26 protein-coding genes and 1 pseudogene are annotated in these 24,514 nt (G+C 68.0%); 15 read left to right on the top strand and 12 right to left on the bottom strand.

Annotated features, from left to right (window positions below; genetic code table 11):
* Window positions 1-38 precede the first annotated feature (38 nt).
* The 3 genes from OG817_RS15860 (at window position 39) to OG817_RS15870 (ending at window position 2,056) form a co-directional block, all read left to right on the top strand.
* Window positions 39-611 carry a TetR/AcrR family transcriptional regulator gene (locus OG817_RS15860; RefSeq protein ID WP_396390334.1) on the top strand — a complete coding sequence of 191 codons (573 nt, stop codon included), beginning with the start codon at window positions 39-41 and terminating at the stop codon, window positions 609-611.
* The gene (locus tag OG817_RS15865; RefSeq protein WP_406055403.1) at window positions 612-1,484 is read left to right on the top strand and encodes a phosphotransferase family protein; all 873 of its coding nucleotides are present in this window, start codon (window positions 612-614) and stop codon (window positions 1,482-1,484) included. It begins immediately after the preceding gene.
* Between the two features lie 83 nt (window positions 1,485-1,567).
* Window positions 1,568-2,056, top strand: a complete 489-nt coding sequence (locus OG817_RS15870; RefSeq protein ID WP_406055405.1) for a GNAT family N-acetyltransferase — start codon at window positions 1,568-1,570, stop codon at window positions 2,054-2,056.
* Between the two features lie 110 nt (window positions 2,057-2,166).
* Here the strand turns inward: OG817_RS15870 and OG817_RS15875 are convergent.
* Window positions 2,167-3,381, bottom strand: a pseudogene (locus OG817_RS15875) (integrase core domain-containing protein); the annotation flags it as partial.
* 204 nt (window positions 3,382-3,585) lie between these two features.
* Between OG817_RS15875 and OG817_RS15880 the strand changes: the two are divergent.
* Window positions 3,586-4,458 (top strand): helix-turn-helix domain-containing protein, encoded by an 873-nt coding sequence (locus OG817_RS15880; RefSeq protein WP_393389303.1) that lies wholly within the window; start codon window positions 3,586-3,588, stop codon window positions 4,456-4,458.
* Here the strand turns inward: OG817_RS15880 and ctaD are convergent, their stop codons facing one another.
* The 3 genes from ctaD to OG817_RS15895 all read right to left on the bottom strand — a co-directional run bounded on the left by ctaD (window position 4,459) and on the right by OG817_RS15895 (window position 7,919).
* Entirely contained in the window at window positions 4,459-6,207 is a 1,749-nt protein-coding gene (gene ctaD, locus OG817_RS15885; RefSeq protein ID WP_406055407.1) for a cytochrome c oxidase subunit I, read from the bottom strand.
* 87 nt (window positions 6,208-6,294) lie between these two features.
* Entirely contained in the window at window positions 6,295-7,089 is a 795-nt protein-coding gene (locus OG817_RS15890) for an LLM class flavin-dependent oxidoreductase (RefSeq protein WP_406055409.1), read from the bottom strand.
* Window positions 7,089-7,919 carry an alpha/beta fold hydrolase gene (locus OG817_RS15895; RefSeq protein WP_406055411.1) on the bottom strand — a complete coding sequence of 277 codons (831 nt, stop codon included), beginning with the start codon at window positions 7,917-7,919 and terminating at the stop codon, window positions 7,089-7,091. The genes OG817_RS15890 and OG817_RS15895 overlap by 1 nt, the downstream gene beginning before the upstream one ends.
* 143 nt (window positions 7,920-8,062) lie before the next feature.
* Between OG817_RS15895 and OG817_RS15900 the strand changes: the two genes are divergently transcribed.
* Window positions 8,063-8,632 (top strand): TetR/AcrR family transcriptional regulator, encoded by a 570-nt coding sequence (locus OG817_RS15900; RefSeq protein WP_406055413.1) that lies wholly within the window; start codon window positions 8,063-8,065, stop codon window positions 8,630-8,632.
* A 66-nt stretch (window positions 8,633-8,698) separates the two neighbouring features.
* On the top strand, window positions 8,699-9,892 hold the full coding sequence (locus tag OG817_RS15905) for a Cmx/CmrA family chloramphenicol efflux MFS transporter (RefSeq protein ID WP_406055415.1): 1,194 nt from the start codon (window positions 8,699-8,701) through the stop codon (window positions 9,890-9,892).
* Window positions 9,893-9,906: 14 nt separating this feature from the next.
* Here the strand turns inward: OG817_RS15905 and OG817_RS15910 are convergent, their stop codons facing one another.
* On the bottom strand, window positions 9,907-11,094 hold the full coding sequence (locus OG817_RS15910) for an MFS transporter (protein WP_406055417.1): 1,188 nt from the start codon (window positions 11,092-11,094) through the stop codon (window positions 9,907-9,909).
* Window positions 11,095-11,222: 128 nt separating this feature from the next.
* On the opposite strand from OG817_RS15910, the gene lexA reads away from it, so the two are divergent.
* Window positions 11,223-11,876 (top strand): transcriptional repressor LexA, encoded by a 654-nt coding sequence (gene lexA / locus OG817_RS15915; RefSeq protein ID WP_406055419.1) that lies wholly within the window; start codon window positions 11,223-11,225, stop codon window positions 11,874-11,876.
* Window positions 11,877-11,879: 3 nt separating this feature from the next.
* Here the strand turns inward: lexA and OG817_RS15920 are convergent, their stop codons facing one another.
* The 4 genes from OG817_RS15920 to OG817_RS15935 all read right to left on the bottom strand — a co-directional run bounded on the left by OG817_RS15920 (window position 11,880) and on the right by OG817_RS15935 (window position 15,314).
* A complete protein-coding gene (locus tag OG817_RS15920; protein ID WP_406055421.1) occupies window positions 11,880-12,740 on the bottom strand; it encodes an alkylmercury lyase family protein in 861 nt (286 codons plus the stop codon).
* Window positions 12,737-13,138 (bottom strand): MerR family transcriptional regulator, encoded by a 402-nt coding sequence (locus OG817_RS15925; protein WP_396390321.1) that lies wholly within the window; start codon window positions 13,136-13,138, stop codon window positions 12,737-12,739. Before OG817_RS15925 ends, OG817_RS15920 begins: the two co-directional genes overlap by 4 nt.
* A gap of 153 nt (window positions 13,139-13,291) precedes the next feature.
* Complete coding sequence (locus OG817_RS15930; RefSeq protein WP_406055424.1) at window positions 13,292-14,473, bottom strand: acyltransferase family protein; 1,182 nt, start codon at window positions 14,471-14,473, stop codon at window positions 13,292-13,294.
* Between the two features lie 184 nt (window positions 14,474-14,657).
* Window positions 14,658-15,314: a response regulator gene (locus OG817_RS15935; RefSeq protein WP_396390319.1), complete on the bottom strand. Its 657-nt coding sequence runs from the start codon at window positions 15,312-15,314 to the stop codon at window positions 14,658-14,660.
* Between the two features lie 68 nt (window positions 15,315-15,382).
* Here OG817_RS15935 and OG817_RS15940 point away from each other — a divergent pair, with 68 nt between their 5' ends.
* The 3 genes from OG817_RS15940 to OG817_RS15950 all read left to right on the top strand — a co-directional run bounded on the left by OG817_RS15940 (window position 15,383) and on the right by OG817_RS15950 (window position 18,597).
* Window positions 15,383-15,781: a pyridoxamine 5'-phosphate oxidase family protein gene (locus OG817_RS15940; RefSeq protein ID WP_396390318.1), complete on the top strand. Its 399-nt coding sequence runs from the start codon at window positions 15,383-15,385 to the stop codon at window positions 15,779-15,781.
* A gap of 29 nt (window positions 15,782-15,810) precedes the next feature.
* On the top strand, window positions 15,811-17,241 hold the full coding sequence (locus tag OG817_RS15945; RefSeq protein WP_406055426.1) for a GAF domain-containing sensor histidine kinase: 1,431 nt from the start codon (window positions 15,811-15,813) through the stop codon (window positions 17,239-17,241).
* Window positions 17,242-17,694: 453 nt separating this feature from the next.
* Window positions 17,695-18,597: a carbamate kinase gene (locus OG817_RS15950; protein WP_406055428.1), complete on the top strand. Its 903-nt coding sequence runs from the start codon at window positions 17,695-17,697 to the stop codon at window positions 18,595-18,597.
* 5 nt (window positions 18,598-18,602) lie between these two features.
* Here the strand turns inward: OG817_RS15950 and wrbA are convergent, their stop codons facing one another.
* Window positions 18,603-19,211, bottom strand: a complete 609-nt coding sequence (wrbA, locus tag OG817_RS15955; RefSeq protein ID WP_396390315.1) for an NAD(P)H:quinone oxidoreductase — start codon at window positions 19,209-19,211, stop codon at window positions 18,603-18,605.
* A 31-nt stretch (window positions 19,212-19,242) separates the two neighbouring features.
* On the bottom strand, window positions 19,243-19,683 hold the full coding sequence (locus OG817_RS15960) for a YybH family protein (RefSeq protein ID WP_406055430.1): 441 nt from the start codon (window positions 19,681-19,683) through the stop codon (window positions 19,243-19,245).
* 110 nt (window positions 19,684-19,793) lie between these two features.
* Here OG817_RS15960 and sigJ point away from each other — a divergent pair, with 110 nt between their 5' ends.
* Window positions 19,794-20,693: an RNA polymerase sigma factor SigJ gene (sigJ, locus tag OG817_RS15965; protein ID WP_406055432.1), complete on the top strand. Its 900-nt coding sequence runs from the start codon at window positions 19,794-19,796 to the stop codon at window positions 20,691-20,693.
* A 14-nt stretch (window positions 20,694-20,707) separates the two neighbouring features.
* On the opposite strand, the gene OG817_RS15970 is transcribed toward sigJ, so the two are convergent.
* Entirely contained in the window at window positions 20,708-21,427 is a 720-nt protein-coding gene (locus OG817_RS15970; protein ID WP_406055434.1) for a heavy-metal-associated domain-containing protein, read from the bottom strand.
* A gap of 280 nt (window positions 21,428-21,707) precedes the next feature.
* Here OG817_RS15970 and OG817_RS15975 point away from each other — a divergent pair, with 280 nt between their 5' ends.
* The 4 genes from OG817_RS15975 (at window position 21,708) to OG817_RS15990 (ending at window position 24,508) form a co-directional block, all read left to right on the top strand.
* Window positions 21,708-22,454 (top strand): class I SAM-dependent methyltransferase, encoded by a 747-nt coding sequence (locus tag OG817_RS15975; protein ID WP_406055436.1) that lies wholly within the window; start codon window positions 21,708-21,710, stop codon window positions 22,452-22,454.
* 77 nt (window positions 22,455-22,531) lie between these two features.
* Entirely contained in the window at window positions 22,532-22,930 is a 399-nt protein-coding gene (locus OG817_RS15980) for a VOC family protein (protein ID WP_406055438.1), read from the top strand.
* 37 nt (window positions 22,931-22,967) lie between these two features.
* On the top strand, window positions 22,968-23,312 hold the full coding sequence (locus OG817_RS15985) for a YciI family protein (RefSeq protein ID WP_393389255.1): 345 nt from the start codon (window positions 22,968-22,970) through the stop codon (window positions 23,310-23,312).
* Window positions 23,309-24,508, top strand: coding sequence for an RNA polymerase sigma factor (locus OG817_RS15990; RefSeq protein WP_406055441.1), 1,200 nt, complete (start codon window positions 23,309-23,311; stop codon window positions 24,506-24,508). Before OG817_RS15985 ends, OG817_RS15990 begins: the two co-directional genes overlap by 4 nt.
* Window positions 24,509-24,514 lie beyond the last annotated feature (6 nt).

A 24,514-nucleotide genomic window follows, 5' to 3' on the forward strand; every position in this document is an offset into this window, starting at 1 on the left:
AAAATAAAGCGCGCGCTCGGTTTTGTAAACTGGGACCCATGCCCCGCGTTTCGGACACCCACAAGGCCGCTCGACGGACCCTCATCCTCGACGCCGCCCGCACCTGCTTCGCCCGGAAGGGCTACCAACTCACGACCATCCGCGAACTCGAAACCGAGTCCGGGCTGTCGAGCGGGGCGATCTTCAACTACTACCCCACCAAGCTCGACATCTTCATCGCTCTCGCCGAGGAGGACTCCGCCCACGGCGCGCAGCGGTGGCGCGAAGGCGGTCTGCGTGCAGTCGTCGACGACTACGCGCAGACCGGACTCCGGTACACCGCCAGCTATCTCGAAGTCGGGCGCCAACTGCTGACGGATCCGGACTTCCGGCAGCGCTGGGAGCGGCGGGGACAGGTTGTCGTGGAGGCGGTCCGCGACCGGCTGCAGACCCTGCGGGACGTAGGATCCGTGCGTACCGATGTCCCGCTGGACCACCTGGTGACGTATTCGCTCATCACGCTCGACGGCACGCTGCTCCAACTTCGTCTGAGCACTCCCCTCGAGCAGGTCCACGGCGCGGTCGACCTGTACGAGCAGACTCTGCGACCCCCACAGGAGGCGACTCGCTAGATGACTTCTTCCGCCTGGTCACCGGTCGAACGGCTCGATGCGGCACAGCTCGCCGCCGAGTTGGAGGAACAGACCGGCGTTCCGCTGGTTGTCGAGGGGCTTGGCGCCGGCGGTAACGTCGGTGCCGCTGTCGTGCGGTGGCAGGACGGGCATCGCTCCATCCTGAAGTGGCGGCCGGGCGTGCGACTGCCGGACCTCGAAGCCGGTCCGCTGGCGGTCACCGAGGCGGCGCGAGTGGCGGGCGTGCCGGCGCCGCGGACCGAGCTCGCCGTCCAGCTCGGTACGGCGATCGCTACCGTCCAAGAGCTGTTGCCCGGAGCACCTATCAGGCGACTCGACGACCACGGGCTGACGCAGGCGCTGGACTTCAACTCATTGCACGCCGGGCTGCTCCGGGATCGACCGGATGTGCCGGCCCAGGACCTGTTCCTGGACCACGATGGGCCGGGCTTCTGCTTGCACGGTCCGCTGCGCGCGCACAACCGTCGTACCGCCCGGATCGAGGACTGGGTGCGGGAGGTCGGAGCGGCGTACCCACCGCTGCTGGATGGGGTCGACGCGGTCCACTTCGACTATCATCCGGGCAACCTCCTCGCCGTCGACGGGACCGTCACCGGGATCATCGATTGGGATGGCGCTGCGCGTGGCGACCGTCGATTCGACCTGGTCACATTGCGGTTCGGCGTACATTCCGAGCCGCCGCTCGGACGGGTGACTCCGCGCCTCGACGCCATCCTCGACGCGCTGCCGGCCGACGTACTCCGCCCGCTGTGGGCCGTGATGAGTCTGCGGATGGTCGACTGGGCGATCCGCCACTACACGTCCGCGGCGGTCGAGCACTGGGCAGATCTCGCTGAGCAACGGATCGACTAGCGCACCGGCCGACTGAGCTGCTGGTCTGCTGAGCCGTCATTAGTCGGTTGAGGATGGACCATCGTGCTGGTTGAGTGCTCGCCATGGATACCCGCACCGCACGGCTGAGCTTGCATCCGATCGATGAGCTGGAGGCGCGGCGTATTCGCGATCGTGCACCCGACACCGACGACACCTGGGCGGCCGACTACCCGTTCGACGGAGACCTGGCCGCCATCGGCGGCTTCCTGCGCGCCACCGAGCAGAACGGCGACCAGCGTCCGTTCGGCTACTACCAGATCAGGCGTCAGTCCGACGGGCTGGCGGTTGGTGGCATCGGCTTCAAGGGGCGCCCCGACGGTGACGTCGTCGAGGTCGGCTACGGACTGGCGCCGTCCGCGCGAGGACACGGCTATGCAACGGAAGCACTGACGACCGTCATGCAGATCGCCGCCGCGCATGGCGTGACGACGATCCGCGCAGACACCGATCTCGGCAACGTCGCGTCACAGCGGACCCTCGAAAAGGCAGGCTTCGCCCAGGTCGGAGCCGACTCCGAGCTGTACTACTTCGAGGCCCGGATCGCGCGGTAGCCGGTCGCTCATCTGTGATGTCTCAGGACATGGGTGACAGTTCTGCATCAGGACATCGGTGACAGTTGGTGTGTCAGGACATCGGTGACGGTTCAGGGGTCTTGGCGTGGGCCGCGGGGGCGGCCGTTGCCGACGTAGGTCACTCCTGGTGCGGGTCTGGTGTGCTCGATGAGGATCTCGCCTTCCAGGTCGGTGACGGTGATCTTGTCGCCGGGCTTGTTGCCGGTGCTGATGACGAGGACCTGCTGGAAGCCGCGTCGCCCGTCGACCAGGTATTGGACCTTGTCCAGGTAGAACATGCCGGCGGGAGTCAGCTTCTTGACGACGGTGTCGTCGGGCAGGTCAGCGGGCGCCGGTGCGAGAGGCGGCCGGGGCCGGCTGGCGGGACGGTGGGAGCGACGGGGAAGGTTGTGTGTGGGACGTGGCGGCTCGGCCTTCGCGGTGGCTTCCCAGGCGGCCTGGGGCGTGACGCGTCCGGGCAGGCCCTGGTGGGGGCGCTGGGTGTTGTAGATGTGGTCGAAGGCCTCGACCTGGGCCTGCAGTTCGTCGAGCGTCTCGGCGAGCGGTTGTTTGTCGAGGTAACGGAACAGGGTCTGGTGGAAGCGTTCGTTCTTGCCCTGGGTCGTCGGCTTGTAGGGCTTGCCGGTGATCGGCTCGACCCCCAGTGCCATCAGGTGGACGACGAATTGACCCAGGAGCCCACGGCGCGACGGATTGAGCGCGGATCCGTTGTCGGACAGCAGCCGCTGAGGCACGCCGTTGGCGGCCACGGCCTTGTCGAACACGGCGATCGCCGCGGCAGATGTCTCGCCCCACGCGACGTGGGAAGCGACCGCATAGCGGGAGTGGTCGTCGATGAGCTGGAGGATCACACACCTACGCCCACCGGTGAGCACGTACTCGGTGCCGTCGAGCTGCCAGCAGGCGTTCGGAGCTGGATAGACGAACCGGCGCCAGGCCGAGCGTGGCTTCTTCCGCGGTTCGAACCGCGCCACACCGACCTGCCGGAAGATCCGGGCCAGTGACGCGACCGAGGGCACCACCTCCAGCCCCATCGCGCGCATCTTGTCGTGCACGCTGATCGGCCCGTGGTCGAGCCCGGAGGCCTCCAACGCAGCCCGCACCTGCACCGCTTGTTCTTTGACCTCCTCGGTCAACTTCGCCGGGCTCGTCCTCGGGCGCCTGGACCTGGGCTCGAGCACGGCCGCCGGACCGTCGGCCGTCGCGCGCTTGCGCAACTCGTAGAAGGACTTGCGCGAAATGCCGTGCTCGGCGCAGAAGGTCGAGACCGCACCGCGCGGAGCATCGTCCGGCCACTGCGAGATCGCAAGGCGGACACGGGGATCGATAGGTTCATTGGCTGGCACCGCCCGAGCCTCGCGGCCGAAGTGTCACCACCAAGCCCACCAGAAATGTCACCGATGTCCTGATGCAGAACTGTCACCGATGTCCTGCGACATGACAAGCCGGTCGCTCATCCCATCGGATCTCATGGGAACATATGTTCGATAATGCTGTAGACTCGTCCTATGGCGGGGCAAGGTGTTGTTGGGCCGACGGCGTTACGGATGATGCTGGGCAGTCATCTGCGGCGTCTGCGAGAGCGGGCTGGGGTGAGCCGGTCCGATGCCGGGTGGACAATCCGGGCGTCGGAGTCGAAGATCAGCCGGCTCGAGCTCGGCCGCGTCGGGTTCAAGGAGCGCGACGTCGAGGACCTGCTCAGCCTGTACGGCGTCACCGAGGCGCGCGAGCGGGAGCGGCTCCTGGAGCTGGCGCGGGAGGCGAACAACCGCGGTTGGTGGCACCGGTACGGCGATGTCACGCCGGACTGGTTCGACGCGTATCTCGGCCTCGAGGCAGCAGCGGAACTGATCCGGACCTATGAGATCCAGTTCGTTCCCGGGTTGCTCCAGACAGCCGACTACGCCCGCGCCGTCGCTCGCCTGACGCCCGGCAACGCCCGGGCGGACGAGGAGATCGAGCGGATCGTCGCTCTTCGCACCCGGCGCCAGCGGGTCCTGGACCGTGAGCCACCGTTGAAGCTCTGGGCCGTCATCGAAGAGTCGGTCCTGCTCCGCCCGATCGGTGGCCTCGATGTCCTCCGCGACCAGCTCGACGCCCTCCGCGAGGCATCCCGTCGGCCCAACGTCACGCTCCAGATCGTCCCGCTCCGCAGTCCCGGCCACGCCGCAACCGGTGGCGCGTTCACCTTGCTGCGGTTCCCCCAGCACGACCTGCCCGACATCGTCTACCTGGAGCACCTCACCAGCGCGCTCTACCTGGACAAACGCGACGACGTCGAGACCTACACCCAGACCCTCGACCTGCTGGCCGCGACCAACCCCGCACCCCAGCAGACCGAGCAACTCCTCACCGAGCTGCTCGATCGGATGGCCGGCTGATCAGTCGGGCTCGCGCTCGGAGTCGGTCTGGGACTCGGTCTCAGGTTCGGTCCCGGCCTTGGTGAGCAGGTTGGACTGCGGCTCGCCCTGGGAGAACTCAGGGTGGTGGAAGTCGAAGGCGGGGCTGTCCGAGCGGATGCGTGGCAACTGCTCGAAGTTGTGCCGGGGCGGCGGCGACGACGTGGCCCACTCCAGCGAGCGACCCCAACCCCACGGGTCGTCGACACCGACCGGAGGTGTGCGGCGGGACCGATAGACGTTGTAGAGGAACGGCAACGTCGAGGCGCCAAGGAGGAACGCACCGACACTGGAGACCTGGTTCAGCGTGGTGAAGCCCTCGTTCGCGCCGTACGTCGCGTAGCGGCGCGCCATGCCTTCCACACCGAGCCAGTGCTGGACCAGGAAGGTCGTGTGGAAACCGATGAACAGCAACCAGAAGTGCAGCTTCCCGAGCCGCTCGTTCAGCATCCGGCCGGTCATCTTCGGCCACCAGAAGTAGAACCCGGCGAACATCGCGAACACCACGGTCCCGAACACCACGTAGTGGAAGTGCGCCACCACGAAGTAGCTGTCGTTGAGCTGATAGTCCAGCGGCGGCGACGCCAGGATGATCCCGGTCAGCCCGCCGAACAGGAACGTCACCAGGAAGCCGACGCTCCACAGCATCGGCGTGTCGAACGACACCGACCCGCCCCAGATCGTGCCTATCCAGTTGAAGAACTTCACCCCGGTAGGCACCGCGATCAAGAACGTCATGAACGAGAAGAACGGCAGATTCACGCCACCGGTCACGAACATGTGGTGGGCCCACACCGCGATCGACAGCGCGCCGATCGCCATCGTCGCCGCGACCAGACCGATGTAGCCGAACACCGGTTTGCGGCTGAACACCGGCAGGATCTCGGTGATGATGCCGAAGAACGGCAACGCGATGATGTAGACCTCTGGATGGCCGAAGAACCAGAACAGGTGCTGCCACAGCAGCGCTCCGCCGTTCGCGGCGTCGTACACATGGGCTCCGAGTAGCCGATCCGCCTCCAGCATCAGCAACGCGGCGGCCAGGATCGGGAACGCGATCAGCACGAGGATCGACGTGACCAGGATGTTCCAGCAGAAGATCGGCATCCGGAACATCGTCATTCCCGGTGCCCGCATGGTGATGATCGTGGTGACGAAGTTGACGCCACCCAGGATCGTGCCGAGGCCGGCCATCCACAGGCCCATCACCCACAGGTCACCGCCGACACCGGGCGAACGAATGCCGTTCGAGAGCGGCGCGTACGCCGTCCAGCCGAAGTCGGCCGCGCCACCGGGAGTCGCGAACGCGCCGAGTGTGATCAGGCCGCCGAACAGGAACAGCCAGTAACTGAACATGTTCAGCCGCGGGAACGCGACGTCGGGAGCACCGATCTGCACCGGCATGATCACGTTGGCGAAACCTACGAACAGTGGTGTCGCGAACAGCAGCAGCATGATCGTGCCGTGCATGGTGAAGAGCTGGTTGTAGACCTCTTCGTCCACGATCTGCAGGCCCGGCTCGGCCAGCTCGGCGCGGATGATCATCGCCATCAGCCCGGCGATCAGGAAGAACGCGAACGAGGTGACCAGATACAGCTGACCGATCACTTTGTGGTCGGTCGTCGACAGCAACCGTCCGATCACCTGCCCCAAAGGCCGCCGCGCCGGTGCCACTCCCACCGACGGGCCAGTACGTTCAGTGATCCCGGTCTGTTCGCTGACGCTCGCCATTCGACCTCCCGCGACGCCCACCACGCCACCCACTGTCCGTTCGATTAGACACCCGGTCGGGCCCAGGGCGACAGAGGCAGGCCCACCTCAGCGCGGCGGGCCCGCGGTCAGGACGGCGCGTACGTCGGCCAAGCGCAGGGTGGACGGGTCGACGTCGGTGAGGCACCAGGTGGCAGCGGCGTACGGCGCTGGGTCGGTCCCGGGAGGTAGCGAGATGACGATGTCGTAGTCCGTGAGGTCGCCACGGATGGACTCGAGGAGAGCGACGGACTCGGCGAGCTGGTCCGGGGAGGTCAGGTTGACCGGGAAGTAGCCGTCGTAGCGCGCGGCCCGACGGAGCGGTTTGAGTTTGCCCGGGAATCCGCCGACCCAGAGGGGGATGTGGCCCGCGATCGGGCGCGGCAGGAAGGTGACCGAGTCGACGGTGTAGTGCGTGCCGTGATGCGACACCGGGTCACCGGTCCAACCGGCGGTCAGGATCTCCAAGGCCTCGTCGAGCTGCTCGGCGCGGATCCGGTCGTCGACCTCGTCACCCGACCGGGAGAACTCCCCCGCGAACCGGTCACTGCCGAGTCCGACGCCGAGCGTGAGCCGCCCACCCGACAGTACGTCGAGCGTGGTTGCCTCCCGCAACAGTTTCACCGGTCGCCGGCGCGCGACCGGTGTCACCATCGGTCCGAGCCGCAGCCGGTCGGTCACGGCAGCCATCGCGGCCATCGTGATCCACGGATCCGCCACCGACGACACCGGCGCCCGCCACCACAGCTGGTCCCAGACGAACATCCCGTCCCAGCCGGCCTCCTCTGCCCCGGCCGCGAGACGCGCCACCTCGCGCGGGTCGGCGAGTTCGTCGAAGAGCGGAACCCACAACGCGAAGCGCATCATCGGCTCCCGGTGTGAGAGGCGATCGCGTCGACGAAGTCGTCCCACCGCGGCGCCGGCACTCCGTGGCCGACGTCCGGCAGAACCACGAGTCGGCCGTTGGGAACGGCGTCCCGGATGGCTTCGCCGTGTGCCAACGGGAACACGGGATCCAGCCCGCCGTGCACCACGAGCACCGGCATCGTCAGGTCGCCGAACCCACCGTTCACCGGACCGTCGAACGACATCGCGTAGTGGTTGGTCAGCGAAGCCTCGAAGTCCCGTGCCCGCGCCATGTCCCGCCGTACCAGGTCCCGGGCCGCGGCCTCGTCGAAGTGGTCGAGGTACTCCGCCTCCATCGACCGTACGACATACTCCTCGACCGAGGCCGGGTCAGTGAAGTCGGGTGGATCGAGGTGCGGCATCGACCCGGACGGAGGGGGCAGGTCGTCGGCTCCCGTGGACGTGGACACGAACGTCAGCGATGCCACCCTCGACGGATGGTCCACGCCGATCACGAGCGCCGTGCCGCCGGACATCGACTGCCCGACCACGTGCGCCTGATCGATGCCCAAGGCATCCAGCAGCCCGGCCGCGTCGGCGGCGAGGTCGCGCATCGAGTATCCGGGCCGGCCAACCGGGTACGACGTCGACAGGCCGGTGTCGCGCTGGTCGTAGCGGATGACGTACCGCCCACGCTCGGCGAGCTTCCTGCACAGTCCGCTCTCCCACCAGAGCATGGACGCTGATCCCCCATGGATCAGCAACACCGCCGGGTCGGCCGGATCACCGAAGGTCTCCGCACACAGCTCGACACCGTTGACCGGGTACAGCTTCTCCGAGGTAGTCATGTCCCCGACCGTAAGTCGGGGACGGCCATCCCGAAAAACGATTCTTCTCGATCAAACCGATCGCCACCGCCGATAGACCCAGGTCAGGTGCCGATACAAACAGTTTTGGATCGATCGATCTATAACGTGCTATCGTTGACGTCATGGCCAGGCCGAGGACGTTCGACGAGGAGCGCGCTGTCGATGCCGCGATGAAGGTGTTCTGGACCTTCGGGTACGACGGCACGTCGACCCAGGACCTGTGCGAGGCGACCGGGCTCGGCCGGAGCAGCATCTACAACACCTTTCACAGCAAGCGTGACCTCTTCGACCGGGCGCTCCGGCACTACATGGAGGACCGGACCGGCGGTCAGCTCGAGGTGATCGAGAGCGACCTGCCGACCAGAGAGCGCGTTCGCCGCATTCTCTGGGACGCGGTCGAGCCGGATCCGACCGATCCGGCCGGTTGCCTGGTCGTGAACACACTGGTCGACCTTGCGCCCAACGATCCCGAGATCGCCGCAGCACTTGAGCGCGACCACGCCACCCGGCTGGCTGCGCTGACCACGGCAATCCGTACCGCGCAAGCGGCGGGCGAGATCGCCGGCCAGGACGCCGCCGGTCTCGCGGAGTACGTGTTCGTCGTCCTGAGTGGGCTGCGAGTCGCCGCCCGTGGTGGCGCGACACGCAGTGCCCAGGAAGCCGTCGTCGCGGCCGCGCTCCGCGCCTTCTGAACAACCTCCGTCCGCGGTCACCGCTGCCCGCGTTGTGAACTGTTTGATCCAATACGAGGGAAACTTATGCCGCTCGCGGTCTATGTGCTCGGTCTGGCGATCTTCGCCCAGGGCACGTCCGAACTCATGCTTGCTGGTCTCCTGCCTGAGATCGCCGGCGACCTGAACGTGTCCATTCCGGCTGCCGGCCTGCTGATCTCCGCCTTCGCTGTCGGCATGCTGGTCGGCGCACCGATCCTGGCCGTCGTCACCTTGCGCTGGACACGGCGTACTGCACTGCTGGCCTTCCTGGCTGTCTTCGCGCTCACTCACGTCGTCGGCGCCCTGGCGCCGAGCTACGGCATGCTCGTCGCCACACGCATCGTCGGCGCCTTCGTGTACGCCGGTTTCTGGGCGGTCGCCGCGGTGACAGCCATCGGCCTGGCCGGGCCGGAGGCGCGCGGCAAGGCGATGAGCATCGTCGCCGGCGGGCTCACGATCGCCACCATCGTCGGCCTCCCCGCAGGTACCGTCATCGGCCAGCACCTGGGCTGGCGAGGCGCGTTCTGGACCGTCGCCGTTCTGTCCGCGCTGGCCATGATCGGCGTCGTCGCCACCGTTCCGGGCGGGCGCTCCGGCACTACGCCTGATCTTCGCGCCGAACTGCGCGCGATGATCAACCCCAAGCTATGGCTCGCCTATGGCACGACGGCGATGTCCACCGCGGCGTACCTGGTGATCTTCAGCTACCTCGCTCCCCTGCTCACCGAGTCCACCGGCCTCACCGAAGGCTGGGTCCCGGTCGTGCTCGCGTTGTACGGCGTTGGTGGGCTGGCCGGCATCACCATCGGCGGCCGGACGGCGGATGCACGGCCCTTCGCGACGCTGCATGTCGGCATCGGTGGCGGGATCGCGGCATCCATCGTCCTTGCCCTCGGCACCGGTACGCCGTGGCTCGCGGTCGTGGCGATCGTGCTCGTCGGGGCCTTCGGCTTCGCGAACAACCCCGCGATCAACACCCGGGTCTTCGGCCTGGCCGGGTCCGCGCCGACGCTGGCGGCCGCGTTCAACATCTCGGCCTTCAATGTCGGCATCACCATCGGACCATGGCTCGGCGGCCTGGCCATCGACGCCAACGCCGGCTACCCCTCCGTCGCCTGGATCGGCGCGGTCCTGGGTCTCGTTGCCCTGGGCACCGTTCTGCCGGCCGCCGTACGCACTCGTCCAGGACGGGATCCGGCGGAGGCTTGGTCACCCGCCCGATCCTCGGTACGCGACTAGCTGCAGTCTGCTTCCTACCGAGGTTCTGACGCCGAAACGTGCCCAACCGGTGACCTGCGCGCCAGCAGACGGCTCTTCACAGCGACGCCGGCCAGCAACGGCAGCAGGCCCGTGAAGGTCCAGATCAGGCCGGCAGCAGCCGCGATCCAGCCCACGACCGCCGGCCCGATGAGGACTCCGGCGTAGGTGAACGTGGTCAGTCGCGACACCGCGGTCGCGGCGGCAGTCCCGCCCTCGCGACCGACAGCGCTGAAGATCAGCGGTAGCAGGACGGACCCACCGAGACCGACCAGTCCGAATCCGGCGATCGACATCCACCACAGCGGTACGGCGACCACCACGGCCAATCCGATCACGGCCACCGATGCGGCAATCCGGAACACGGCTGCGGCGCCGTACCGCTCGGTCAGACGGTCACCGATCAGGCGGCCCGCGGTCTGGCATGCCGTGTACGCCGTGAAGGCGAGCCCGGCGGTGGCCAGGTCGGCACCGCGTGATTCGTGCAGCAGCACTCCACTCCAACTGATCACGGCTGCCTCGCCGATCATCACGACGAAGCCCATCGCGCCGAAGATCAGCACTGGGCGGGTCCATCCCGACTTCCAGCCGGTCCGCTGCTCGCCGTTCGTCGTACCGGACCGGTCTGCCTCGGGCGGAAGGAGATTGCGGGTCGCCAGTTGACCGGCGATCAGCAGTACGGCGGCGACCACGAGAAACTGTGCACCGATGCCGACACCGGCGCGGGTGACTGCGGCGCTGACGAGGGACGCGAGTACGGCGCTCACGCTCCAAGCGGCGTGACAGCCGTTCAGGATCGGCTTCTCGCGAAGGCGCTCGACCGCGACCGCATGAGCGTTCATCGAGACGTCGACCGCGCCATGCACGAGACCCATCAGCAGTACGGCAATACCGAGCTGCACCGGGTTGCGGGCCAGACCGACGCCTGCCAGGAGGATGGGGAGCGCGGCCAGGCCGACCTGGATCAGCCGGCGGCTACCGGACCGCGCGACCAGGCTCCCCACGAACTGCATCGAGACCAGCGCGGCCGCGCCGAAGAGCGTCAGGATGATGCCCAGCTGGCTCTCGCTGAGCTGGTGCTCGACCTTGATCGACGGGATCCGGGCCAGGTAACTCGACACCAGACACCCGTTGACGAAGAACACTGCGGTCACCGACCAGCGTGCTCGATCTGTCGCGTTCATGACGACCTCCTCGAGCGCGTCCGATGCGCGCTCTCGGACCGGACGTCGGAGCCGGTTGGAGGATGTTGCCAATTCGGTGCGGCGGGTCGGATGCAGGCCGGGACAGTGCCGCGCTCTAGGATCTCGTGGTGACTGATCTTGATCTGTTCGGGGACCTGGACACGGCGGCGCTACCGGAGCGGCAACAGCGGATCCTGGTGGTGATCCGGGACTGGGTGCTGCGGCACGGGTACTCCCCCAGCACCCGCCAGATCGGTGACGCGGTCGGCCTGCGCTCCACCTCCTCGGTGTCGAGGCACCTGGGCGCTCTCGAGGACAAGGGGTTCCTGCGCCGCAGCCCGTCGGTCTCCCGGCCGATCGACGTACGGATGTTCCTGCAGGACTCGCCGTCGCGGCAGTCGGGCGAGGACTCGGTGCCGGTGCCGGTGGTCGGTGACATCGCCGCCGGTACTCCGATCGCCGCGGTCGAGCACGTGGACGACGTACTGCAGTTGCCGCGCGGACTCACCGGCCGCGGGACCGTGTTCGGGCTGCGGGTCCGCGGCGAGTCGATGATCGACGCCGCGATCTGCGACGGTGACATCGTGGTCGTCCGGCAGCAGTCCGAGGCGCACTCGGGCCAGATCGTCGCCGCGATGATCGACGAGGAGGCGACCGTGAAGGTCTATCGCCGCCGCAACGGCCACGTCTACCTCGAGCCGCGCAACCCGGCGTACGAGGTCATCGACGGCGACAACGCGGTCGTTCTCGGCATCGTGGTCTCGGTCCTGCGCAGCGTCTGACCGTCACTCGTCCAGCAACTGGCCGAACAGGCGGACGGCGAGGTCCTCGGCTTCCCGCTGGTTGATGATCTGCCCGGGAACTTGCGGATGCGCGGTCGTCCAGGCCTCGGCCGCGGCGCGGGTCGCGAAGAAGTTGAGGTAGTCGCAACAACAGTCGGCGGACGGGCCACCGCCGGGATCGGCGCCGATGAAGACGACTGCGCCAGCGGGATCCCAGTGTGCGGAGTCCGCTCGGCGGACGACCGTGATGCCACTCCCATCGGTGGGGTCGGTGGAGTGGATCACGGTGTCCTGGCCCAGCATCGGCGCGATGCCGAGCGCGTCGACAGCGCACATCGCGTACACGTCGACCTGGTCGGCGATCCGGACGCGATGCCTCGTCGGGGTGGCCGAGAACGGGTAGGCGACAGCGATCTCCCCGTCCGATGTCAGCCGGATCGCATCGAGCTCATGCAGTGCCCTGAGAACCTCCGTCGTACCACCGAAAGGCGGAGCGCCGGTGGTCGCGAAGGCGCGAAGAACCTCGCGGTGTGTTGCTCGCGTGACAGCATCCAGAGGTACGGCGCGCCGCCGCCACGTGCTGAGGATCTCGGTGGCCGGCGAGCCGGACGAGTTGACTGCCTCGCGCAACTGCTTGGTCGATGGGACGGAGAGACGGCAGGCCAGGCTTGGCGTTGCTCCCATCGCGAACGGGTTCTGACCGTCGATCAGTAGCGTCGGTGAGCCTGCCATGCCGAAGCGCTCCGCGTCCGCGGGCGACTCGATCATCCGGGTGCTGATCGGAAGGTCGGTGACCTGCGCTAGACGCTCGAGCAGCGGCAGCAGGTTCGGGCAGTCCGGGACATGCAGAACCTCCAGCCTCATCGCTCCGCCTCCGGTCCGAGCGCCTCCAGCAACGCACAGCTGCGGTCGGCCCGTGGTAGGTCGCAGGTGGTGATCAGTACCGCGAGCGAGTCGTGCATCCGCTGGAGATCCCGGATCCGGGCCGCCAGATCCTGGCGCCGGTGCTCGGCCAACGCTCGCGCCGCGTCACACCCGACCGGGCCGCCGGCATCCAGGTCGAGCAACTCCTCCACCTCGTCGAGGCTGAAGCCGAGCTCCTGGGCGCGCTTCACGAACCTCAGCAGCTCCAGCGCCGAGGTCGGGTAGTCACGGTAACCACCAGCCGTGCGCGGTGGCTCGTCGAGGAGCCCGCGGCGTTCGTAGTACCGCAGCGTCTCGACGTTCACGCCCACCTGGCCGGCCAGCTCTCCTGTCCGCATGCTTCCATCCTGAACCCTGGACCCAGGTCCGAGGTCAACCTCGCACGGTGGGCAGGTGGCCATCGCCAGGCGGTCAGCCGCCGTCGGCCGGTTCGCCCAAGCGCACGGCCGGCTGACCGTCCCGCTTCGCAACACCACCGCACGACTGTTGCCTCAGGGCGTCTTCCTTCGCTCCGTCGAGCCGATGCTCACCTGGGCCTGACGCTTCACCCCGAACAGCACCGACACCCCAGGCAGGACCGACAGCACCCACGCGAGTGCGGCGGCCAACACAAAGGCAGTTGGCAGCAGTACGGCGTACTTCATCCACAGGTTCGCGTCCCAGCCGACGACGTAGTACGCGACCGCGAGAATGATCGGCTGGTGGACGATGAAGAACGGCATCGCCGCCCGTGCGACCGGTGCCGGCAGCGGCCGCTGGAACGCGGGCGCCCGCATGCCGAACGCGAGCACCGCCGACAGCCAGCCCCACACCGCGAAGGTGATCAGCGTCGAGTACCAGATGTAGACCCACGAATAGCTCGGGTCCTCCCACCAGCCGTCGAGGAAGTCGATGATCCCGGTCGCCACCCCGAGCAGGAACGCTCCGAGTCCGAGCACGAGCGCGGGTACGGCGTCTCGTCGTACGGCGGCCATCAGCCGGTCGTCCGACATCACCAGACACCCGACCACGAAGAAGTCGAAGAAGAACACGAACTCGCCCCAGCCATGCTCCGGACCAGGCGCGGCGAGCAGCACAAGATGCACCGGCACCAGCGGAGCGGCCAGCAGCAGGATCCGTCCGCGCCGCTCGCACCGCCGCGCGATCCAGTCGACCATCCGCCGGCCCTGCGCGCCACGCAACCAGAGAAACACCGGCAGACCGAGCAGCGCGAACTGCAGCAGGTAGATCAGGAACCAGAGGTGATAGGTGTCCCGCAGCCACAACGGTGTGTGCCCACTCAGGTCGCTGAAGAAGGTCTTCACATCCCCGAAGAACGACGCGTCGGACCGACCCTTGTGGTGCTCCTCGATGAAGTACTGCGGTGGCGACAACAGCACATACGCGACCACGAACGGCACGAGCAGCCGCAGCACTCGCTCACGCAGGTAGCCGGCCGCGGTCCGCCACCGCAGGGCCAGCCACGCACCCGCGCCGGACAGCATGAAGAAGAACGCCAGCCCCCACAGCCCGAGGAACGCGATCGCGATCGAGATCCCCTCGCTCGTCTCGGCGTTCTTCACATGCCAGTCGGCGTCGTCGAACGGCCGCAGCGTGTGGAACACGAACACCCCGAACACGGCCAGCACCCGCAACCAGTCCAGGAAGTGCAGCCGCCCACCCTCGTCACCCATGCGCAAAGAATGGGGCCTGCGCCGGGCCACCGCCACCCGGATCCGGACCGTCGGTCCCGAAGTCCCGGGCCCTGCGACCCTGCCGCGTGGGGCACAGCGGCGGCTTCGATGGGAACACTGCTGGGAGGGGAGTCCGATGACAGTCGACCGCGGCCCTGCGACGGCGACCGGACTCGCCAAGCGGTCAGGTCTTCGGCCGGCGCTTGGCGCGTTCGACGGCGTACACGGCGGCCTCGATCCGGCGATCCATGCCGAGCTTGCGGAGCAGTCCGGACACGTAGTTCTTCACCGTCTTCTCGGCCAGGAGCATGCTCTGCGCGATCTGCCGGTTGGTCTTGCCTTCCGCGATCTCGTCGAGGATGCGGCGCTCCTGATCGGTCAGCGACTGGTACCGCGGGTCGTCCTGCTCGTGCTCCGGATTGCGCAGCCGTTCCAGCACCGCCCTGGTCATCGCGGGATCGAGCAGCGACTCCCCCGCGGCCAGGCGTCGTACCGCTCCGACCAGGTCCGTGCCACTCACCTGCTTGAGCAGGTAGCCCGCAGCACCGGCCATGATCGCGGTGAACAGGGCCTCGTCGTCGGAGAACGACGTCAGCATCAGGGAGGCCGGTGGATCCGCCATCGACGAACGGATCTCGCGGCACACGGTGATCCCGTCGCCGTCGGCAAGCCGCACGTCCAGTACTGCGACGTCCGGCCGCAGCGCCGGGATCCGCGCGGTCGCCTGGGCCGCCGTCGCCGCCTCCCCGACCACCTCGATATCCGGCTCGTTCTCCAGCAACTGGCGCAGGCCGAGCCGGACGACCTCGTGGTCGTCAAGCAGGAACACCTTGATAGCCATCGCACCTCGATCCCCCCAGGCCCGACCGTCTCGCTCAGAGTAGCGCCGCACCAGCCCTGGAGGTCGTGATGCACACCGAACGGCGTTTCGGCCCGGCCGGAATCGATCTCCTCGAGGACCGCGAGTGCCTGCGCCTGCTTCGGACGGTGCCGGTCGGCCGGGTCGTCTTCACTCGCGGCGGTCTGCCGGCGGTGCGGGTGGTGGGGTTCCGGGTCGATGAGGACACCATCGTCTTCGTGGCGGACGACGAGGGGGAGGGGATCCGGGCCGCGTTGCGGGGCGACGTGGTGGCCTTCGAAGCGGACGACCTCGATGCCGACCAGCACGGGGGATGGACCGTGACAGCGGTCGGGCACCTGTCCGTCGTACCTCCGGAGGAGGCACTCGTCCTGGCGCCGTCCGAGCCCGGCCGGCAGCTGATCCGGCTCGGCGTGGAATCGCTGAGCGGCCACCGACTCCTCGTGTAAGCGGTGTCCCGCCCCTTACCGTGGTGGCCGTGGGTCAGAAACCGAGTGGGGCCTGGGACGACGGTGCATTGGACCGGATCCTCGCTGCGGCGTGCGCGCTGGCCGGGGCGGGCCACGGCGTACTGAGCGTGTTCGGCCAGGACGGCACCGGGATCGTCCATCGCAGCGTCCTGGGCGACGCCGCGCCGGCATCGCGCTCGATCGACGTACCCATCCACGGCCGCGACGGAGTCGTGGGCAGCCTCTCGTTGAGCCGCGGGACCGAGTTCAGCCCAGACGACGAGCGAACCGTGACGACGAGCGCTCTCGCTGCCGGCGTGGTGATCGACAGCGTCTGGTGGCATGCCGACACCGAGCGGCGGCGCCGCTGGTACGAGGTGACGGCCGAGATCACCCAGCTGATGCTCGGCGCCTTCGAGCCGCAGGAGGCTCTCCAGCTCATCGCCCGCCGGGCCCGCGAGGTCTCCGGCTCCCGGCTCGGCGTGGTGATTCTGTCCGCCGATGACGAATTGATCATCGAGGCGGTCGACGGCCCGGACGAGTTCCAGCGGTACGTCGGGCGGACGGTCGTCCTCCCGATCCTCTACGAGGTGATGCATGGCGATCGCCAGGTGCTGATCGACGACATCGTCGACGTCGCGAAGCAGAGCGGGCGGATCGACGAGATTCCCGAGGTCGAATCACTGGGACGGGTCGTCCTGGCACCGCTGCCGGCCGGAACGCATGTGGCCGGTGGACTGCTGCTCGTGGCCGCCGAGCGGGGCGCCGTACTCGAGGTCAGCGAAGGGACCGACCTGGTCCGGATGTTCGCCAGTCAGGCCACCATCGCCCTCGACCGGGCTCAGGCTCAGCGTGATCAGTCGATGATCGCGGTCCTGTCGGACCGCGACCGCATCGCCCGGGATCTGCACGATCTGGTCATCCAACGTTTGTTTGCCACCGGCCTGCAGCTGCAGGGCATGCAGTCGATGGTGCAGCCCGAGGGACGGGAACGGATCAAGCGAGCGGTCGAGGACATCGATGCGACCATCCGGGACCTGCGGGCCGCGATCTTCGAGCTCAATCATCAGCCGCGCCGGCGGTCGCTGCGGGCCGACGTTCAAACGCTTGTCGCGGAGTACGCCGGTCCGCTCGGCTTCCGGCCGGTGCTGACGTGTTCCGGACCGCTCGACCTCGCCGTACCGGCGGCCGTCCGCCCACAGATCCTGGCCGCCATCCGCGAGTCGTTGTCGAACGTCGTCCGGCATGCGCAGGCGTCGGCCGTGTCGGTCGAGGTGACGGTGGCCGAAGGCGAGGTCGTGACGCGGGTCAGCGACGACGGTGTCGGGTTCACGCCCGGGGACCAGCAGAGCGGACTGCGCAATCTGCGCGAACGTGCCGAGGCCCTGGGTGGTGCCGTACGGCTCGAGAGGAGACAGCCGCACGGCACCATCCTCGAACTCCGCGCCCCTCTCGGCTGAGTTCGATCGGCCGGTGCCGTGCGGCCGATGAGGTCAAGCCGCACGACAACCGATGCTGGGGACACGCTCCTCCACGCAGCCCCAGCGATTCAGGAATCGACCCCTGACGACTCCCCCGAAATCCAGTCGTCCCACCGGGCGATTCCCTCTTCCTTCGCCCCCCGGGAGAGAAGCCGTCCCCACCTATCGGCTCCTACCCCGGCGGACCAGGGGCCTCCCTCACTTGCTCCTGCTCCGGTCTGGCGCGAATGGAAGGAGGCCGGGACTCGCGATGCAGTGCCCGCGGTGGCTGTTCTGGATCGGCCGGGCACCGCATTCGCCGGCCTCCCTCGCCCCTCTATTCCAGCCCTCGGCCACTGTCCGGATCAGGGCCAAAGGTCCCAAATCCCCCGCCACACGGCCCGCAGGATCCCGGCGTACGACGATCTGCGGGCCTGCGTGGGACGCTGAGGCATGCGGATCGTGATCGCGCTCGGGGGGAATGCGTTGCTGCGGCGGGGCGAACGGCCCGATGCGGACATCCAGATCGCCCGGCTGGCCGCCACAGCTCCGTCGCTGGCCGCGATCGCGGCCGGACACGACGTGCTCATTGTCCATGGCAACGGCCCGCAGGTCGGCTTGCTGGCGTTGGAGAGTACGGCGGACACCGGACTGTCGAGGCCGTACCCACTCAGCGATCTGGTCGCCGAGACACAGGGTGTGATCGGGTACTGGATCCAGCAAGCGCTGAGCAATGCCGGGCTCACCCGCCCGGCCGTCACGCTCGTCACCCAGACCGTCGTCGACGCGGACGATCCGGCCTTCGGCATCCCGACGAAGTACGTCGGCAGCGGCTACCCCGTGGACGACGCGCGCAAGCTTGCCCTGACCAACGGATGGTCGGTCCGGCCGGACGGCGCGCAGTGGCGCCGCGTGGTCCCGTCGCCGGTGCCGCGACGAGTGGTGGAACTCGACGCCGCCGAACTCCTGCTGCGCAGCGGTGTCACCGTGATCCTCGGAGGCGGTGGCGGCGTACCGGTGGTCGAGGACGGCGGCCGTCTTCGCGGAGTCGAGGCTGTCGTCGACAAGGACCTCACCGCGGCCCTCATCGCGACCGAGTTGCGGGCGGACCTGCTCGTGATGCTCACCGACGTGGACGCTGTCTACCTCGACTACGGCACACCGGCTCAACGACCGTTGCGCGACGTCAGCACCGCGGACCTCGCGGCTGTCACGTTCTCGGCCGGATCGATAGGCCCCAAGGTCACGGCCGCCCGGCGGTTCGCGGAGGGGACGAAGGGCCGGGCGGCCATCGGGTCGCTCGACGACGCCACCGCCGTGATCGCGGGCACCGCCGGGACCCAGATCGCGCCCTGACCAGATCAGGCCGCGCGACCGGCCTTGAGGGCCGCCGCCGTCTCGACGGCCCGGCGCGCCTGGTACCGCGCCGCCTCGAGGTGAATGTCGTCGACCGGTCCGTCTCCGGTCACGTGCGACGTGCCGTAGGGGTTACCGGTCTTGTACTGGATCTCGTCGGTGTAGCCGGGCGGCACGATGATCCCGCCCCAGTGGTAGAAGACGTTCGACAGCGAGAGGATCGTCGACTCCTGCCCACCGTGCTTGGTGCCGCTCGCGGTGAACGCGGTGTACACCTTGTCGGCCAGCTGATTGGCAGCCCACAACGGACCGGTGCTGTCGATGAACGCCTTGAGCTGCGCGGCCGGCGTACCGAAGCGGGTCGGCGTGCCGAACAGCACCACGTCAGCCCAGGCGATGTCGTCCAGCACGGCCTCGGGTACGTCGGCGGTGGCGTCCACATGCTCACGCCACTCCGGTCTGGAGTTGATCGCCTCGAGCGGCGCGTTCTCTCTGACCTTGCGGAACCGGATCACGGCGCCGGCCTTCTCCGCGCCTTCGAACGCGGCCTGGGCGAGCGTGTGCACAGTGCCGGTGGCGCTGTAGTAGATGATCGCGGCCTTCACGGGTTCCATCAGAAACGGGGTCCTTCCAGTGCTCAGGGGGTCAGGGTTGGAGGTCGAGCAGGGCTTTCCCGGTCGGGAAGTCGACCGGCACCGACACCTGGTCGTGCACGATCAGCCAGGCGCCGTCGAGCTTGCGGAAACAGGCCGTCCAGCGGACCCAGTAGTCGGTCGGAGCGCCGCTGCGCAACGTGCCGCTGATGTGGTTCAGGCTGTACACGACGGCCAGATCGCCGCTGACCAGCACGGTCAGGTCCCGCACCTCGTAGCTGGGTGGCTCCTGGTACGCCGCGAAGACGTTCACCCAGTTCTGCCACTTCTTCTCGGCGCCCAGGTGCCGCAGCGGCGGTTCGATGTCGAACGAGACGAGATTCGGCGCGAACATCGTCTTGAGTCCGTCGAGGTCACCTGCCTGGACCGACGCGACCAACGTGTCGATCCGTTGCCGGATGTCTACTTCGTCTACCGCGTTCTGTGTGGTCATGATCGGTACGACGAGACAGCCCGGCGAACTGTGAGCTCACACTTCGCCTGCCTGCCTCGTCGGACCCATTGAACGGCACAGTGAAGGCAGCAGATGTCGAAGGGAGCACCATGACCGGGTCGGATCCGAGCCTGAGCGCGATCATGAGCGAGCGGCGGCAGCTGATCAACCTCGCCTACCGGCTGCTGGGCTCGCTGGCCGACGCCGAGGACGTCGTCCAGGACACCTATGCCCGGTGGTACGCGATGTCCCGCGAGGAGCAGGACGCGATCGACAACCCGGCCGCCTGGCTGACCAAGGTCGCCAGCCGCATCTGCCTCGACCTGCTCCGATCGGCCCGCGCCCGGCGCGAGCGGTACGTCGGCGAGTGGGTCCCGGAGCCGGTGCCCGACCAGGCCGAGTGGCTCGGCGATCAGCCGGGCGGCGACCCGGCCGATCGCGTCACACTGGACGAATCCGTCAACATGGCGTTCCTGGTCCTGCTGGACTCGATGACCCCGGCCGAGCGGGTGGCGTTCATCCTGCACGACGTCTTCCGCTATCCGTTCCCCGAGGTGGCCGAGATCGTCGGCCGGACGCCGGCGGCCTGCCGGCAGCTGGCCTCATCGGCGCGCAGGCGGATCAGTACGGCGCAGAGCCCGACGGCACCCACCAAGCAACAGGCCGAGATCGTCCGTGACTTCAAGGCAGCGTGGGCGGCGAAGGACATCCAGACGCTGATCACGCTGCTCGACCCCGACGTGGTCGCGATCGGCGACGGTGGCGGCGTGGTCACGGCCGCTCCGCACCCCGTTCACGGTGGCACGCAGGTCGCGCAGTACTTCGCCGATCTGGTCGACCGTGCGCACGGGCTGGTCGTTCTGGAGCGGACCGTCAACGGTCAGCCGGGGCTGGTCATCCAGCGCGAGGGCGTCACCGAGACCGTCATCGCGTTCGACGTCGCCGACGACCGCATCAAGCACATCTGGGCGGTCCGCAACCCGGAGAAGCTCCGCCCCTGGACAACCTGAACGACGGCGGTCAGCTACCGAGGCCCAGGTACGACGGTGTAGCCGCAGGCCCGGATCGCGGCGAAGCTCTGCGCCCGGACCTCGGCCGAGCCGAAGCTCGCGACCACCCGCTTGGTCTCCAGGTCGAACTCCGGCGGCGCGACCCCGAACTCGCCGACCGCCTTGGTGATGGTCCGGATGCAGTGCTGACACGTCATGTCCGGCACCTCCTCCGCGAACCCGGCCGGCTCGTCGTACGGCGTCGTACCCGCGAGATAGGCATGCTGGATGAGGACCCGCGCGGCGGCGTCGACTCCTGTCCGCAGGATCTCGGCCGGCACCTTGTCCGTGGTGATGGCAGCCAGCAGGTCCGACTGCACCGAGTCGACGGCCTCGGCACGCTCCGCCAGCCGAGCGTCCGCCCGCAACCTCGCCCACAACGCCAGCGTTGCTTCCCGTGCAACGATCGGGACTGTCGGACCGAGTGATCCACAGTGGGCGACGTTCGTCACGCCCTCACTGTCGACCCAGGTCACCCGATGTGAGGCACTCGTGACCAGGTTTGGCGGGCACGGCCACAACCTGCTCCGAACGAACTCGGCCTGGTCGGTGCTAAAGGCAACCGACTCCACCGTGCAGGTGAGCCGGAACGGTGCCGTCGCGATGGGCACTGGTCCGTCGAAGACGTCGTACGCGAGTTCGGTCAGCAATCGCGCGACGCCGCTGCGTCCGGCAAGGGCAGATTCATCGATCACCACAGAGCTCCTCGCCTCGGACGCACGGGCCCTTCCGATGCTAGGAACCAGTCACGCTCCGGCGTCGTCGCCGACGGCGTGTCGCCGCACGATCCACGACCGTCTGCGACGACCGGATTACTCAGCAAGCGGCTGATTCCCTTGAAAACAAGGCAATTCGAGGCACAGGGCGACAGCCACAGCGCGGGCAGTGATAGTTGCCCACTTTCCTTGGTTCCTGGTCGGGTCGTAGGCATGATGGGCCGGGCGGTGGCTTCGCTACTCGTCATGGGGGAAATACATGTCAGTCCGTCACACCATCAATACCGCGGTCAACAAGACTCTTCGGCCCACGGGCTTCCAACTCGTCCGGGGTCACAGCGCCGATCCGGCGATCAGTGCGTTCCTACCGGCCAAGCGCATCGTCAAACAGGCCGACCGGGCCGGCCAGTCGGTCGGCGACTTCCTCGACAGCTACAGCGCGGAGCCCGGCGCCACCGCGGAGACGGTCGAGGCCATGCTCGAGCTCAGTGGTCTCACGACCGCGGAGCGCGTCTGCGAGATCGGGCCTGGCTCGGGCCGCTACTCGACCAGGATCCTGTCGGCGCTCCGGCCGGGCTCGTACGAGGTGTACGAGACCGCACCTGACTGGATCGCCTACCTTCGCCGGGAACTGCCTGGTCTCGTCTTCCAACCGGCAGACGGCAAAACCCTGGGGTCGACGCCTTCGGCCTCGGTCGACCTCGTGCACACGCACAAGCTGCTCAGCTACATCCCGTTCGCGACCGCACTCGGCTACCTCGACGAGATGGCCCGGGTGGTCCGCTCCGGCGGCACGGTCGCGTTCGACATGGTCACCGACGACTGCCTGGACGACTCGACCACCAAGGTCTGGCTGACCGAGCCGGACCGGATGACCATCTACTCGGTCGCCCCACGAGCCTGGGTGTCCGGCTTCCTGGCCCAGCGCGACCTCGCCCTGGTCGGCAGCCGCTTCGTCCCGCTCAGCGGCGGCCGCACCGAACTCCTGGTCTTCCGCCGCAACTGACCGATCCGCGGGTGTCGTAAACCGGTCGGTGCCGATCGTCTCCTGAGTGAAACCCACTCACAACCAGGGAGACGACCATGCAACCGACCGTGAACGTCCTGGACATCGCGGTGTCCGATCTGGGCGCGGCTATCGAGTTCTACAAGCGGCTCGGGCTCGACTTCGTCCGGGACCAGTACATGCCCGACGACCACGCCGGCTGCGATCTGCCCAACGGCGTACACCTGATGCTCGATACCGACGAGATGCGCGCCAAGATCGCCGCGCGCTGGACGCCGCCGAGCCAGGGGCGGATGTTCCTCGCGTTCGGGTTCGAGACGGCGGCCGAGGTCGATGCGGCGTACGCCGAGTTGACCGCGGACGGGGTCACCGGGCTACAGGAGCCGTACGACGCGCCGTGGGGCATGCGGTACGCCACTGTCACCGACCCGTCCGGAAACGGCATCGACCTGTACGCCGACCTCCCGGCGAGCTGACCCGCGACCGACCAGACTGATCCCAGGAGGTGGTGCAGTGAAGTACGTGCTCATGTTCGTCGACACCCCGGAGTTCACCAAGGAGGTCGAGGCGATGAGCCCGGCCGAACTGGAGGCGGCGTACGGGCGGGTGAACCAGTGGTTCATCGACAACGCGGACCGGATCAGTGCCCGGACCGGCAAGCTGCAGGGTGCGGCGACGGCGACCACGGTCCGGCTGGACGGGCCGGAGCCGGTGACGACCGACGGACCGTTCATCGAGGGCAAGGAAGTGATCTCGGGCGTGATCGAGATCGATGTCGCGGACCTGGACGAGGCGCTGCGGATGGTGAAGACCTGGCCGGCCTGCCCGGTGATCGAGATCCGCCCCGTGGAGTCATGACCGACCTCGCGTCCGCTGATGAGCTGGCCCGGGTGGTGCGTGAGCACGCGGGCCGGCTCGCGGCGTCGCTGATGTCGCTGCTGGGCGACTTCTCCGCCGCCGAGGATCTCGTCCAGGACGCGGTCGAGAGTGCGCTGCGGCGGTGGCCCGAGGAGGGCATCCCGGACCGGCCCGACGGGTGGCTGTTCACCGTTGCCCGGCGCCGCGGCCTCGACGTACTGCGGCGGCAGGAGAACTACCGGACCAAGCTGGCGCAGCTGCAGTGGCCGGTCCGGCCTGAGCCGGATGACCGGCTGCGGCTCATCTTCACGTGCTGCCACCCCGCGCTGGCGAGGGAGGCTCAGATTGCGCTCACTCTCCGAGTCGTGTGCGGTCTGACGACGGCGCAGATCGCGGCGGCGTTCGTCGTACCGGAAACCACCGTGGCGCAGCGAATCACCCGGGCGAAGCGGAAGATCGCGGACGCGGGGATCCCGTACCGCATTCCCCGTGACGACGAGCTCGGCGAACGGCTGAGCGAAGTGCTGACCGTCATCTATCTGCTCTTCAACGAGGGCTACCTGTCCAGCACCGCCGAGCAGGCGCATTCGCGTGACCTCGTCGACGACGCGGAGTGGCTGACCGCACTACTGGCCGGTCTCCTGCCGAACGAGCCTGAGGTGACGGGCCTGCTCGTACTGATCCGGCTCCACCGTGCTCGGGTCGCCGCGCGTTTCACTGCTGACGGTCAGATTGTCCTACTGCAAGACCAGGATCGGTGGCGATGGGACCATGCCGCGATCGCCGACGCGACCGCCCTGCTGATGCGGACCGCGCGCAGGCACCACTCCCCCGGGCCGTATCAACTCCAGGCGGCCATCGCCGCCTGCCACTGCGAAGCGGCCACATGGGCCGAGACGGATTGGGAGCAGATCCTCGTTCTCTACAACATGCTGCTTCGCCTGCAGCCGAACGCTGTCACCCGTCTGCATCGCTCAGTCGCCGTGCGCTACGTCGAGGGCGTGGAGCCGGCGTTGGCCGAGCTCGAGGAACTGGAGGGCGCACTCGGCAAGTACGCCCTGTTCCACGCCACCCGCGCCGAACTGCTTCGCGCGGCGGGACGCCCGTCCGAGGCTCATGACGCCGATCAGCAGGCGGTGGTGTTCACCGCCAACCCGGCGCAACTGAACCTCCTCCACGACCGCCTGAGCTCCTGACGGCCT

Source organism: Kribbella sp. NBC_00889 (assembly GCF_045207705.1).
Classification (GTDB): domain Bacteria; phylum Actinomycetota; class Actinomycetes; order Propionibacteriales; family Kribbellaceae; genus Kribbella.

Bases quoted from the DNA above. Each gene is read 5' to 3' on its own strand.
- OG817_RS15960 (WP_406055430.1), bottom strand. From the start codon at position 19,683: ATGACCACACAGAACGCGGTAGACGAAGTAGACATCCGGCAACGGATC.
- OG817_RS15940 (WP_396390318.1), top strand. From the start codon at position 15,383: ATGCACACCGAACGGCGTTTCGGCCCGGCCGGAATCGATCTCCTCGAG.
- OG817_RS15930 (WP_406055424.1), bottom strand. From the start codon at position 14,473: ATGGGTGACGAGGGTGGGCGGCTGCACTTCCTGGACTGGTTGCGGGTG.
- OG817_RS15950 (WP_406055428.1), top strand. From the start codon at position 17,695: ATGCGGATCGTGATCGCGCTCGGGGGGAATGCGTTGCTGCGGCGGGGC.
- OG817_RS15900 (WP_406055413.1), top strand. From the start codon at position 8,063: ATGGCCAGGCCGAGGACGTTCGACGAGGAGCGCGCTGTCGATGCCGCG.
- OG817_RS15905 (WP_406055415.1), top strand. From the start codon at position 8,699: ATGCCGCTCGCGGTCTATGTGCTCGGTCTGGCGATCTTCGCCCAGGGC.
- wrbA (WP_396390315.1), bottom strand. From the start codon at position 19,211: ATGGAACCCGTGAAGGCCGCGATCATCTACTACAGCGCCACCGGCACT.
- OG817_RS15980 (WP_406055438.1), top strand. From the start codon at position 22,532: ATGCAACCGACCGTGAACGTCCTGGACATCGCGGTGTCCGATCTGGGC.
- OG817_RS15865 (WP_406055403.1), top strand. From the start codon at position 612: ATGACTTCTTCCGCCTGGTCACCGGTCGAACGGCTCGATGCGGCACAG.
- OG817_RS15870 (WP_406055405.1), top strand. From the start codon at position 1,568: ATGGATACCCGCACCGCACGGCTGAGCTTGCATCCGATCGATGAGCTG.
- OG817_RS15990 (WP_406055441.1), top strand. From the start codon at position 23,309: ATGACCGACCTCGCGTCCGCTGATGAGCTGGCCCGGGTGGTGCGTGAG.
- sigJ (WP_406055432.1), top strand. From the start codon at position 19,794: ATGACCGGGTCGGATCCGAGCCTGAGCGCGATCATGAGCGAGCGGCGG.
- OG817_RS15890 (WP_406055409.1), bottom strand. From the start codon at position 7,089: ATGCGCTTCGCGTTGTGGGTTCCGCTCTTCGACGAACTCGCCGACCCG.
- OG817_RS15975 (WP_406055436.1), top strand. From the start codon at position 21,708: ATGTCAGTCCGTCACACCATCAATACCGCGGTCAACAAGACTCTTCGG.
- OG817_RS15895 (WP_406055411.1), bottom strand. From the start codon at position 7,919: ATGACTACCTCGGAGAAGCTGTACCCGGTCAACGGTGTCGAGCTGTGT.
- OG817_RS15860 (WP_396390334.1), top strand. From the start codon at position 39: ATGCCCCGCGTTTCGGACACCCACAAGGCCGCTCGACGGACCCTCATC.
- OG817_RS15925 (WP_396390321.1), bottom strand. From the start codon at position 13,138: ATGCGGACAGGAGAGCTGGCCGGCCAGGTGGGCGTGAACGTCGAGACG.
- OG817_RS15935 (WP_396390319.1), bottom strand. From the start codon at position 15,314: ATGGCTATCAAGGTGTTCCTGCTTGACGACCACGAGGTCGTCCGGCTC.
- OG817_RS15920 (WP_406055421.1), bottom strand. From the start codon at position 12,740: ATGAGGCTGGAGGTTCTGCATGTCCCGGACTGCCCGAACCTGCTGCCG.
- ctaD (WP_406055407.1), bottom strand. From the start codon at position 6,207: ATGGCGAGCGTCAGCGAACAGACCGGGATCACTGAACGTACTGGCCCG.
- OG817_RS15880 (WP_393389303.1), top strand. From the start codon at position 3,586: ATGGCGGGGCAAGGTGTTGTTGGGCCGACGGCGTTACGGATGATGCTG.
- OG817_RS15910 (WP_406055417.1), bottom strand. From the start codon at position 11,094: ATGAACGCGACAGATCGAGCACGCTGGTCGGTGACCGCAGTGTTCTTC.